Source organism: Curtobacterium sp. MCLR17_043 (genome assembly GCF_003224215.1).
In the GTDB taxonomy this organism is placed as follows: domain Bacteria; phylum Actinomycetota; class Actinomycetes; order Actinomycetales; family Microbacteriaceae; genus Curtobacterium; species Curtobacterium flaccumfaciens.
Genome location: NZ_QKLH01000017.1, coordinates 35,881 through 48,010, shown reverse-complemented (window position 1 = coordinate 48,010; position 12,130 = coordinate 35,881). Strand labels below are relative to the sequence as shown.

At 70.6% G+C, this 12,130-nt stretch carries 9 protein-coding genes; 2 read left to right on the top strand and 7 right to left on the bottom strand.

The annotated features are described in order from the left end of the window. Positions 1-3: 3 nt before the first annotated feature. The 7 genes from rhaI to DEJ03_RS15155 all read right to left on the bottom strand — a co-directional run bounded on the left by rhaI (position 4) and on the right by DEJ03_RS15155 (position 9,895). The gene (rhaI, locus tag DEJ03_RS15185; protein WP_110865260.1) at positions 4-1,176 is read right to left on the bottom strand and encodes an L-rhamnose isomerase; all 1,173 of its coding nucleotides are present in this window, start codon (positions 1,174-1,176) and stop codon (positions 4-6) included. A 373-nt stretch (positions 1,177-1,549) separates the two neighbouring features. Next, the gene (locus DEJ03_RS15180; RefSeq protein ID WP_110865259.1) at positions 1,550-3,868 is read right to left on the bottom strand and encodes a family 78 glycoside hydrolase catalytic domain; all 2,319 of its coding nucleotides are present in this window, start codon (positions 3,866-3,868) and stop codon (positions 1,550-1,552) included. A 119-nt stretch (positions 3,869-3,987) separates the two neighbouring features. Further along, entirely contained in the window at positions 3,988-4,794 is an 807-nt protein-coding gene (locus DEJ03_RS15175; RefSeq protein ID WP_071405118.1) for a carbohydrate ABC transporter permease, read from the bottom strand. A gap of 101 nt (positions 4,795-4,895) precedes the next feature. Then, positions 4,896-5,828 carry a carbohydrate ABC transporter permease gene (locus DEJ03_RS15170; RefSeq protein ID WP_258370860.1) on the bottom strand — a complete coding sequence of 311 codons (933 nt, stop codon included), beginning with the start codon at positions 5,826-5,828 and terminating at the stop codon, positions 4,896-4,898. A gap of 5 nt (positions 5,829-5,833) precedes the next feature. After that, entirely contained in the window at positions 5,834-7,153 is a 1,320-nt protein-coding gene (locus DEJ03_RS15165; protein ID WP_110865257.1) for an ABC transporter substrate-binding protein, read from the bottom strand. 584 nt (positions 7,154-7,737) lie between these two features. Further along, positions 7,738-8,841, bottom strand: coding sequence for a LacI family DNA-binding transcriptional regulator (locus DEJ03_RS15160; protein WP_110865256.1), 1,104 nt, complete (start codon positions 8,839-8,841; stop codon positions 7,738-7,740). A 43-nt stretch (positions 8,842-8,884) separates the two neighbouring features. After that, a complete protein-coding gene (locus tag DEJ03_RS15155) occupies positions 8,885-9,895 on the bottom strand; it encodes a LacI family DNA-binding transcriptional regulator (RefSeq protein ID WP_110865255.1) in 1,011 nt (336 codons plus the stop codon). 434 nt (positions 9,896-10,329) lie between these two features. Here DEJ03_RS15155 and DEJ03_RS15150 point away from each other — a divergent pair, with 434 nt between their 5' ends. After that, on the top strand, positions 10,330-11,685 hold the full coding sequence (locus DEJ03_RS15150) for an MFS transporter (RefSeq protein ID WP_220034149.1): 1,356 nt from the start codon (positions 10,330-10,332) through the stop codon (positions 11,683-11,685). Further along, on the top strand, positions 11,682-12,023 hold the full coding sequence (locus tag DEJ03_RS15145; RefSeq protein WP_110865254.1) for an L-rhamnose mutarotase: 342 nt from the start codon (positions 11,682-11,684) through the stop codon (positions 12,021-12,023). Before DEJ03_RS15150 ends, DEJ03_RS15145 begins: the two co-directional genes overlap by 4 nt. Positions 12,024-12,130 lie beyond the last annotated feature (107 nt).

Genomic DNA, 12,130 nt, shown 5'->3' with positions numbered 1-12,130 from the left:
TTCCTACGCGCCCCAGCCGGCCTGGACGCCGCCGACGCGGTCCTCGGCGATGGACTGCTGGTAGCCCGAATCCAGGTACGCGCGCATCGGGTTCGCCGGCAGCCCGCGGGACTCGCGCCACTCGGCGAGGTCCTTCCGGACGTCGGTCTGGTACGCGTCCATGAAGACCTCGTTGGCACCGAGGACGTCGTGCGCCTCTTGTGCGGCGGTCAGTGCGACGCGGTCGAGGAGCAGCGCGCGGGCCGTCATCTCCTGCACGTTGAGCACCGAGCGGATCTGGCCGGGGATCTTGTCCTCGATGTTGTGGCACTGGTCGAGCATGAACGCCACGTCGGGGTTGTCGTAGCCGCCGCCGCGGATGACCTCGACCAGGATCCGGAACAGCTGGAACGGGTCCGCGGCGCCCACGATCAGGTCGTCGTCGGCGTAGAAGCGCGAGTTGAAGTCGAAGGAACCGAGCTTGCCGAGGCGCAGGAGCTGCATCACGATGAACTCGATGTTCGTGCCGGGGGCGTGGTGGCCGGTGTCGAGGCAGACCATCGCCTTCGGCCCGAGTGCCGCCGTCTGCACGTAGCTGGTGCCCCAGTCGGGAACATCCGTGTGGTAGAACGACGGCTCGAAGAACTTGTACTCGAGCACGAGCCGCTGGTCGGCACCGAGGCGGTCGTAGATCGTGCTGAGCGACTCGTGTAGGCGGTCCTGGCGGGAGCGCATGTCCTCTTGACCGGGGTAGTTCGAGCCCTCGGCGAGCCAGATCTTCAGGTCGCGGCTGCCGGTGGCGTCCATCACGTCGATGCAGCGTAGGTGGTGGTCGATCGCCTTCTGCCGGATCGTCTCGTCGACGTGGGTCAGGGCGCCGAACTTGAAGTCGTCGTCCTGGAACGTGTTCGAGTTGACGGTGCCGAGCGAGACCCCGTGCTCCTCGGCGTGGCGCTTGAGGTCGGCGAAGTCGTCCACCAGGTCCCACGGGATGTGCAGTGCGACGGTGGGCGCCAGGCCGGTGTACTCCTGCACCTGGGCGGCGTCGGCGATCTTCTCGTAGGGGTCGCGCGGGGTGCCCGGCGTGCTGAACACCTTGAAGCGGGTGCCGGAGTTGCCGAAGGCCCAGCTGGGGAGCTCGATCTGCTGTCGTGCCAGCTGGTCGGCGATGCCGGCGAAGCTCGGGGTCGATGTCATCGTGTCACTTCCTCGTGTGCGATTGAATCGTTTCATACAGTACGGCGCGCGGCGGGCTGCCGCAACCGTGTGGTGGGTGGTGTTGCGTCGCGCACCCCGTTGCGGTCAGCGCGCCCCGGAGAGTCGGGGCGCGATGCGCGTACGGGGGCGCGATACGGGACGGGCGTGGGACGGGCGTGGGACGGGCGTGGGACGGGCGGATTGCTCGCGGAGCGAGGGGGCGGCTGCGCTGGCGGGCTGTGCGCCCCGTTGCGGTCTTTGCGCCCCGAAGAGTCGGGGCGCGAAGCCCGCCCGGGGGCGCGATGCCGGGCGAACGCCGCCAGGCGTCCCGCGCACCCACCGTGACCGGCCCACCTTCCGCCCGTCAGACGCCCTACGCCGCGGGGACGGCAGCGGGCGCGCGCAGGTCGTGGGCGCCCGCGGCGACGCGCTGCTCGGGGGCACCCGGCAGACGCACCACGGCCGAGACGCCCTCGGGCACGGTCGCCCGGACGCGCAACTCCCCGTCGACGAGCTCCCACCGCACCGCGACGTGCCCGTGCACGGTGTCGAGCGAGGTCTCCGCCCACGTCAGCCCACCGCCCGGCTGCGGGGCGATGAGCACCGACTCGTACCCCGGCGACAGCGGCGACAGGCCACCCACCACCCGGTGCATCCAGTCCGCCACGGCACCGAGTGCGTAGTGGTTGAACGAGGTCATCTCACCCGGGTTGATCGTGCCGTCCGGCAGCATCGAGTCCCACCGCTCCCACACCGTCGTCGCGCCCATCGTCACCGGGTACAGCCACGACGGGCACTCCGTCTGCAGCAGCAGCCGGTAGGCGTCCTCCAGGTGGCCCGTCTGCGTCAGCGCGTCGGTGATGAACGGGGTCCCGGCGAAGCCCGTCGAGATCCGGTACCCGGACGCCTCGACCAGCTCGGCGAGACGCTCGCCGGCCACGGCCTGCTCCTGCTCGGACAGGATCCCGAACACGATCGCCAGTGTGTACACCGTGGTCGCGTCCGACAGGATCCGCCCGTCGTCCTGCAGGTAGTGGGTGCGGAACCCGGCCTGGAGGCGCGTGGCGAGTTCCCGGAACTCCGCTGCTTCCGCCTCGTGACCGCCCAACAACTCCGCCGCGTCCGCCACGATCGTCGCGGACCGGTAGGCGCAGATCGTCGCGACGACGCCCTTGTCGGCCTTCGCGTCGGCCGGGGCCTCGGGCGGGGCGTCCGGGTCGAGCCAGTCGCCGAACTGGAACACGGTGTCCCACAGGTCCTCCGGTGACAGGTGGTCACGGACCCGGCGCAGGTGTGCGGCCATCGAGTCGAACTGCTCCTCGAGCACCGCGGTGTTGCCGTACGCCTGGTACAGCGTCCACGGCACCCAGACGCCGGCGTCCGACCAGACGGCGGTCGCGTCGGGCTTGCCGAAGTCCTCGGCGGGGGAGTACTTCAGCACGTCCGGCACCACGAACGGGATGACCCCGTCGGCGTGCTGCTGCTCGAGCCAGACGTCGCGCAGCCAGTCGGCCAGGAACGTCCGCGTGTCGAACAGGTACGAGGCCGTCGGGGCGAACGCGGCGATGTCACCCGTCCAGCCGAGTCGCTCGTCGCGCTGCGGGCAGTCCGTCGGCACGCTCAGGAAGTTGCCCTGCATGCCCCGGACGACGTTGTCGTGGAAGGTGTTCAGCAGCTCGTGGCTCGACGCGAACGTGCCGGTGCGGGTGAGGTCCGACCCGACCTGCACGGCGGTGACCGCGGCACGGAGTTCGTCGTGGGTGCCCGGCCAGCCGTCGACCTGCGCGTACCGGAACCCGTGGAACGTGAACCGGGGCTCGAACGTCTCGGGCTCGTCGTCACCGCGCAGGGTGAAGTGGTCCGTCGCCTTCGCGGTGCGCAGTGGGCGGGTGCCGAGCTCGTCGTGCTCGAGCACCTCGGCGTGCTGCAGGGTGAGCACGGTGCCGGCCGGGCCGGTCGCGGTGACGCGGAGCCACCCGACCAGGTTCACGCCGAAGTCGAGCAGGGTCGCTCCCGACGGGCTCGTCCAGATCGCCACCGGGGCGATCTCGGCCAGCGGGCGCACCGGCGGCACCGTGTCGGCGACGAGTTCGCGCTCGCCGATGTCGACCGTGTGCACCGTGCTCGTCCGTCCCTGGTGCCCCTCGACGCTCGGCACGGTGACCTCGCCGGGCGTCAGGAACGAGCCGTCGCGGAGTCGGGCGTCGATGTCCTGCCCGTCGTAGAGCTGGTCCGCGGTGATCGCGCTCGACAGGGCCTGCCAGTCGGTGTCGGTCGTGACGTGCTGCTCGTGCCCGTCGGCGAAGGTGATCCGGAGCTCGGCGAACCCGGCCCGCTCGTCGGTGTACCAGCCGCCACCGCCGCCCCAGGCCAGTCGTCCGGCGGCCCAGCCGTTGCCGACGACGAGCGCGAGCACGGCCGGCTGGCCGGGGAGCGTGTCGGACAGGTGCTCGGTGACGTCGTGCGAGACGACGCGGATGCGCCACTCGTAGCTCGTCCACCCCGGTTCGAGCAGGTGGTCGGAGACACGCTGCCCGCCGAGCCAGGCCTCGACGACGCCGAGGGCGCTGACGTCGAGGGTGGCGGCGGTGACGGCGCCGTGGCCGTCGTCGAGGGGGAACTCCCGACGCAGGATCGGGGCGCTGCCGAGGTCGGTGTCGGCCGCGATGAACGGTGCGGTCCAGGTGGTCATGTGGTGGTCCTTTCACGCGACCGGTCGTCGTCGACCGGTGCGGGGGTCGTGGGCCCGGCCGTCCGCCCGGGTGGGCGGTGTGGCGGAGGCGGGTCGCGCCTCCAGGCCGGGGTGGGCGGTCAGCCCTTGACGGCGCCGCTGGTCATGCCGGCGACGATCTGACGGTTGAAGAAGACGTAGAGGATCAGCGGCGGGATCGTGATGAGCAGCACGTCGGTGAACAGCAGGTTCAGCTGGCTGACCGACTGGCTCTGGAACGCGTAGAGCGTCTGCTGCACCGTCGCGTTCTCGGACCCCGGCAGGAAGTACAGCGGGTTGGTGAAGTCGTTGAACACCGTCACCGACTGCACGAGCACGACCGTGATGATCACGGGCTTGAGCAGCGGCAGCACCACCCCGAAGAACAGGCGGATCGGGCCGGCGCCGTCGAGCACGGCGGCCTCGTCGAGTTCCTTCGGGATCGTCGCGACGAACGCCCGGAACAGCAGGATGCAGAACGACAGGCCGAAGGTCGCCTCGATGAGGATCATCCCGCCCATGGTCTTGAACAGGTTGAGCCCCTGCAGCACCCAGATGGTCGGCACGATCGCCGGCGGCACGATGAGCCCCGCCAGCACGAAGAAGTTGATCAGGGCGTTCCACCGGCTCGGCCGCCGCTGCAGGACGTACCCGACCATCGCGGAGAACACGACCATGACGGTGACGCTGCCGACGGTGAGCAGGGCGCTGTTCCAGAACGCGCGGAGGATCCCGCCGTCACCGCTCTGGAACACCGCCTGCAGGTTCTGCCACAGCTGCCAGTCGGTCGGCAGGCTGAAGCCGAGCTGGTTCGCCTCGGCGGGGTTCTTCGCGGCCTGGAGCAGGACGAACACGAACGGCACCAGGAAGACGACGAAGCTGACGACGATGGCGATCGAGCCGATGATCCACCGGCGGGCGCGGCCCGGGTGGCGGGACCGGCTCGCCGGTGTCGGGCGGCGGCTGCCCGGTGCCGGGGCGTGGCCGGTTCCGGGGGTGGTGACGGCGGTCACAGGTCCGCCTCCTTGCGGTTGAGGAGCCACGAGATCGGCACCATGATCGCGGTGACGACGACGAACAGGACCACGTTGCCGGCGGTGGACAGGCCGTAGAACCCCGCCTGGTACTGCTTGTAGATCACGCTCGCGATCACGTCGCTCGTGAACCCCGGCCCGCCGCCGGTCATCGCCCAGATCAGGTCGAACGACCGCAGGCCGCCGATGAGCGACAGGATGATGACCGTGCCCATCGCGGGGCGGGACAGCGGCAAGGTGATGTTCCGGAAGATCGACCACGCGCTCGCGCCGTCGACCCGCGCCGCCTCGAAGTACTCCTGCGGGATCGCCACGATGCCGGCGATGAAGATGAGCGTCGCGATGCCGACGCCCTTCCAGACGTCCACCGCGGCGACGCTCCACAGGGCGAGCGCCGGGTCGGTCAGCCACCCGGGGGTGGGCAGGCCGACCGAACCCAGCGCGCCGTTGATGATCCCGTGGAACGGGTCCATCAACGCCTTGAACGTGATGCCGATGCCGATGGTCGACACGAGCACCGGGAAGAACACGACCGCCCGCAGGTAGCCGCGCCCCAGCACGGGCGACGTGAGGAGCAGGGCGAGGGCGAGTCCGAGGACCACCTTCGCCGCGCTCGTCACGAAGCCGTACTGGAAGGTGTGCACGAACCCGGAGACGAGCTGCGGGTCCTGGAAGAACCGGACGAAGTTGTCGAAGCCGATGAAGGTCTGGTCGAACAGCGTCCAGCGGGTGAGTGAGAAGTAGAACCCGGCGAAGGTCGGGACCGCGAAGAACACGACGTACAGCGCGATCGCGGGGATGAAGAACCACGCGGGGTAGAACGAGCGCATCCGCTTGCGCGCTGGTCCGGGGCGGCCGGCCTTGCGTGTCTGCGGCGGGGCCACCGCCGTCGTGAGGGTCGCGGTCACGCCGATCACCAGCCCTTGATGCCGAGCTGCTGTGCCTGCTGGACGACGTCGTCGTCGTACTGGTCGGCGCCCTTGCTCGCGGTGGTGATGCCCGAGCCGACCTGCACGCAGATCTTCTCGAGGTTCGGGCCCTTGATCGGGGACAGGAACTCGAGCGCGGGGCTGGCCTTGCCGTCGTCCAGGTACTGCTGCAGGTCGTCGATCATCGGGGGCACGTCGTCCGGCAGCGAGCAGGTCGAGATGACGTACGGGCCGGCGGGGGTGCCGGTGTCGTTCTGCACCTGGCAGCCCTCGGTGGAGTTCGCGAAGGCGACGAACTTCTTCGCCGCGGCCAGCTTGTCGCCCGTGGTCGTCTTCGGGATGTACAGGCCGTTCGGCTCCCAGATCGTCAGGTTCGTGTCCGCGGCGTCCTCGGCCGGCAGGGCGAACGCGCCGATGTCCTCGACGGCGTCGGGGGAGTCCTGCTGGATCGCCGAGATCGCGTTCGTGAGCATCGGGTACTGCGCGCCGGTGCCGTCGGCCAGCATCTTCAGGCCGTTCGCCTGCGTGGCCGAGGCGTAGTCCTCGTTGTAGAGGTCCTTGTCCTTGCCCTCGGCGAGGTGCTCGAACCCGGCGAGAGCGGGTTCGTCGGCGTAGGACTCCTTGTTGGCGGTGTAGTCGTCCGCCCACTTGTCGTCCTGCGCGGTGATGTTCGCGAAGTCGCCGAGGACGAAGAGCTGACTGGTCCAGGTGTCGCCGTAGGTCTGGATGATCGGGGCGACGTCGCCGGCGTCCTTGATCTTCTCGCTGTTGCTGATGAACTCGTCCCAGGTGGTCGGGACCTTCAGGCCGAGGTCGTCGTAGACCTTCGTGTTGTAGAGCACCGCACCGCCGAAGCTCGTGCCGAACGGGGCGCCGTACATGCCCTTGTCGGTGCTGACGACCTTGGTGAACTGCGGGTCGACGTCGCTCGCCCACTTCTCGTCGGACAGGTCCACCAGGGTGTTGTCCGGGTTGAGTGCCTGCATGAGCGAGCCGGAGTTGTAGTTGAAGACGTCGGCGGCCTCGCCGGTCGACAGGCGGGTCTTGATCAGGTTGTCGCCGTCGGTGCCCTGGGGCCGGGTGTCGAACTTGACGGTGATGTCGGGGTTGGCCTTCTCGAAGGCTTCGATGAGCGGCTTCGCGGTGGCCGCGGTGGCCGGGGCGTTGTCGGCCTGGTAGGTGATCTCGACCTTGCCGCCGCCTTCGTCGGCGGAGCCGCCGGACGAGCACGCTGCGAGCCCGCCGATCAGGACCGTCGCGCCGCCGATGGCGATCGCGCGCTTGGTCACGGAACGAACTGACATTCCTTACCTCCTCGTAAGGCCCGGGGCTGGGGTACCCCGGGTGAAACGGACCCGGATCCCGCGCCGTCGCGGGGTCCGGTTACTGCGTTTTAGAACGTTTCAATCAGGATGGAACCACGAGGATTGAAGCGTGTCAATCGCTGTGCCGATTTCGTTACGCGATGCCGCAGGCTCGCTCGCTCGTTCGCTTGTTCGTCGTTCGGTGCGAGGTTCAACACTCGGTGACGGGCGCGCGGGCTCGCACGGAGTGCGGAATCTCGCACCGAGCCGACGCGCGGTGCTGCACCGTGCGGTGGTCGCGCCGCCCGCCGGCCGGGAGGCCCGTGCCGGCCCCGCCCCGCGCCTCCCGTCCGGCGCCCGGTCGCGTCCGCGGGCCGAGTCTCCTCGTGCGCGCCGGCCCGGCCCGCAGTCCGCTGCCTGCTGCCCGCTGCCCGCTGCCCGCAGCCCGCTGCCGCGGCCCGCTGCCCACTGTCCGCGAAAGCGACAGTGTGCCGCCGAACGTTCGCGCCGATCTGTCGCTCTGGCGGACCGGACGCAGCGACGACCCGCGGATGTGTCGCTTTCGCGGGTTGGTCCGCCGCCGGTCAGGCCTCGGTGCGCCTCGGGTCGCTCGGCGTGGTGCCCGCGACGGCTGCGGCGGCGGCTGCTGCGGCCGCGCCCTCGCGACCGAGCGTGCTCTCTCGCGGCACCAGCTCACTGCCGAGCACGACGGTCCGGTGTACGTGCATCGGGTCGGTGAGCTCCTCGAGCAGCAGTTCCACCGCCGCCGCACCCATCTCCGAGCCGTGCATCGTCACCGAGGTCAGCGGCACCGCACCACCCCACGCCACGGAGTTGTGGTCGCAGCCCGACACGGGGATGTCCTCGGGGACGCGGATCCCGGCGGCCCGGAGTTCGGAGACGACGGCCATCGCGAGCAGGTCGGTCACACCCAGTACCCCGTCGGGGCGTTCGTCCTCGGGCATCCGGGCGATGCGGAGCCCGGCGTCGGTGCCTCCGGGCGGGTCGATGTCCCCGGCGTCGACGTCGACGAGTACGACCCCGGGGTGCGCCGCGACGGCCCGCAGCACGCCGGCCCGTCGGCGGTCGACGGGCTGCAGGTCCGGACGGGCGCTCACGAACCCGATGCGTCGGCAGCCGCGGTCGATCAGGTGCTCGGTCGCCAGGAACCCGGCCTGCTCGTTGTCCACGACCACCGCGCACGCGTCGAGCTCGGTCGGTTCGTAGTTGACGTACACGACGGGTCGGCCGTGACGCCGCGCGACCTCGACCTGGTCGCGGGACTCCGTCATCGAGGCGAGCAGGATCCCCGACACCCGGGCGCTCTCGAGGTAGGCGAGGTGTTCGCCCTGCGCCTGCAGGTCGTCCTCGCTGCTGTCGATCAGCAGGGTGAAGCCGCGTTCCCGGGCGGCCAGCTGCGCGCCGTTGACCATGTCGCTGAACAGGGAGTTCCGCAGCGACATCACGACCAGACCGATCGCGCGCGTGCTGCCGGACACCAAGGCCCGGGCGTTGCGGTTCGGCGTGTACCCGAGTGCGCCGATCGCGTCCCGCACGCGTGCGGCGGTCGCGTCGGCGACCCGCTCGGGGTGGTTCAGGACGTTCGAGACCGTGGCGAGCGAGACGCCGGCCCGGGCTGCGACGTGGTGCACGCTCGGCGGACCGTCGCGCCGGGGGACATGCACCATGCTCCGATCGTAGGCGGCGGGGGAGCCGTGTCCGGACCGGGCCCTAGGCGTCGGCGACGGAGGACTGCCGCACCACGAGCTCCGGTGTGAACTCCACGTGCTCGAGGTCGATGTCCTGCCCCTGCTCGACCTGCTTCGTCAGGAGTTCGATCGCGCGGCGGCCGAGGTCCTGCGCCGGCTGCCGTACCGACGTCAGCGGGACCACGGCGGACTCGGCGAACGCGATGTCGTCGTAGCCGACGATGGCGATCTGCTCGGGCACCGCGATGGTGCCGCGCATGATGAAGGCCTGTTCGAGCCCGACTGCGAGCAGGTCGTTGGCGGCGAAGACGGCATCCGGGCGTTCGGCGGCCGGGCGGGCCTGGATCGCTTCGCCGATGCGGCGCCCTTCGAGCACGGACAGCGAGGTGGTCGGCAGGGTTTCGAGCCGGATGCCCGCGGCCTGGGCGGCGGCGAGTGCCCCGGCGTGCCGGTCGGCGACCTGGCGGATGCCGAACGGCCCGCCGACGAAGGCGATGTGGGTGCGGCCGATCGCCGCGAGGTGCTCGACCGCGATGCGGCCGCCGGCGACGTCGTCGACGGAGACCGAGGCGAAGTGCTCGTCGTCGGCGCGGCGGTCCACCAGCACCACGGCGGTGCCCTGATCACGCAGCCGCGCGAGGCGGGACAGGTCGTCGCCGGCTGGGGAGATCAGGAGTCCGGCGACACGGCGTTCCTCGAACAGGTCGACGTAGGTGCGTTCACGGTCGGTCGACTCGTCGGAGTTGCCGATCAGCACCGCGAGGCCGTTGTCCATCGCGGCGTCCTCGGCACCCCGGGCGACGTCGGTGAAGAACGGGTTGCCGCCGTCGAGCACGATGAGGCCGACGGTGGAGCTGCGCCCGGCCCGGAGCTGGCGCGCCGAGTCGTTGCGGACGAACCCGAGCGTCGCGATCGCCGACTGCACGCGTTCCACCGTGCCGGGAGCGACCTTGTCGGGGCGGTTCAGCACGTTCGACACCGTGCCGAGGGACACGCCCGCGAGCGCTGCCACCTCTCGCACACTGACCGCCATGTGGCCATCCTGGCATCGGCGCGGTCCGCGCGGTCGGCCCGCGCCGTGATCTGTGGAAAACGCGGACGGGAGGCACGGGGCGAGCCGGTACCGGGCCTCCCGTCCGTGGGGTGGTCGCGTCGACTGCCCGCGCACGGTGCGAGGCGTGAGGCTGGTGCGAGGCGCGCGGCCGGTGCGAGCCGTGCGGCTGGTGCGAGGTTCCGCACTCGGTGCGGGGTGGAAAGGCTCGCACCGAGTGCGCAACCTCGCACGGGGCGAACGCCCCCTCGCACGGTGCGGGCGCAATCTCGCACGGGTCGGGCGACCCCGCGCACGGTGCGAGGTACGCGGCTGGTGCCCGGCGAACCCGCTCTTGCCAGCGCGCACACCGGAGCGCTATCGTCCTCGTCGTCCCGTTGAAACGATTCACCGACGAACACGCGAACGGAGGACCAATGGCGGTCCGCATCGGAGCCCGGAACACCACGGGCTGGAAGGCCACCGTCTCGGTGGCCATGTCGAACTACATCGAGTCGGGGTCGATCATCGCGATCGCCACGAGCTTGAGCCTGTGGCAGGCCGAGTTCCGGATCGGCGACCTCGAGGTCGGCCTGCTCGCGAGCCTGTCCGCGAACGCCTTCGGTGCCGCCCTCGGCGCGATCGTCGGCGGACCGCTGTGCGACCGGTACGGCCGCAAGTTCATCTACACGTACGACCTGCTCCTCTACATGCTCGGCATCCTGCTCGCGGTGTTCGCCGGCAGCTACGGCATGCTCCTGGTCGGCTTCATCCTGACCGGCATCGCCGTCGGTGCGGGTGTGCCGGCGAGCTGGACCTACATCGCCGAGCAGGCCCCCGCGGACAAGCGCGCGGCCCACGTCGGCACGGCACAGCTCGCCTGGTCGATCGGGCCCATGGTCGGGTTCGCCCTGGCGATCGCTGCGGCCCCACTCGGCCTGCTCGGCAGCCGCCTCATCTTCGCCCACCTCTTCGTCGTCGCCGCGATCGTGTGGTGGCTCCGCCGTGGGCTGCCCGAGTCGGTGATCTGGAAGGACGAGCGCGCGGCCACCGGCACGGCGAACTTCTTCCACGGGATCACGCAGCTGTTCGGCCGCCGGAAGAACCTGACCGCGATGCTGTTCCTGTTCGGCGTCTACGCGCTCTGGAACACCGTCGCCGGGCAGGCCGGCATCTTCCAGCCCCGGGTGTACGCGGCGACCGGGGTCACGAGCGTCACCGAGCAGTACGGACTGCAGATCCTGGTCTGGGGCTGCACCGTGGCCGCGACGTACTTCGGCTTCATGCGGTACGCCGACCGGGTCAGCCGCCGCGCGCTCTACGCCGCCGGTGCCGTGCTGGCGATCATCGCGTGGGCCGTGCTCATCTACGCGCCCGCCAACCTCGGCACCCTGCTGTTCTTCGCCGTGGCGTGGGGCATCTCGTCGGGCATCGGCGCGCAGGCGTTCTACGGCCTGTGGACGAGCGAGCTCTTCGCCACCCGGTACCGCGCCAGCGCCCAGGGCGTGCTGTTCCTGGCCGCCCGCGTGATGGTCGGACTGTTGAGCATCTGGTTCCCGCTGCTGCTGTCGGACATCGGGCTGCGGGCGCTCGGCGGCCTGATCCTCGGGCTCCTCGCGCTGTCGTTCCTGGTCGGCACGATCTGGGCACCGAGGACGCAGGGCAAGACCCTCGAGGCGATCGAGGCCGAGCGCTACGGCACCGTCACCACGGTCACCGGGACGGTCCGCACCGCCGACGAGCGCAGCGTCCACGACGCCGAGCAGCGGCGCCGCGAACAGGCCGGACGGTGACCCGCGTCTGCTTCCGGCTGCAGGTGCAGGTCGAGCTGCTCGACGCCTACCGTGAGCAGCACGCCGCCGTGTGGCCGGCGATGCTCCGGGCGATCGCGGCGGCGGGGCGGCGGAACTACTCGCTGTTCCTCGACGACGACGGACTGCTCATCGGGTACTACGAGACGGACTCGGTGGCCGATGCGGACGCCGCGCTCGCCGCGTCCGAGGTGGCCACGGCGTGGGAGGCGCACATGCAGGACCTCTTCGCCGGGGCCACCGGGCGCGCCGACCAGACGGCGCGGGTGCTGCCCGAGGTGTTCAACCTGGAGGACCAGCTTGCGGCCGCACCGGACTGACGGGGCCGTGGACTTCGTGAGCAGGAATGGTCGGGTCCGCTGGCGCGACCCGACCATTCCTGCTCACCGAGCGCCCGCAGCACCGGACTGACGGGAGCCGTGGCTAC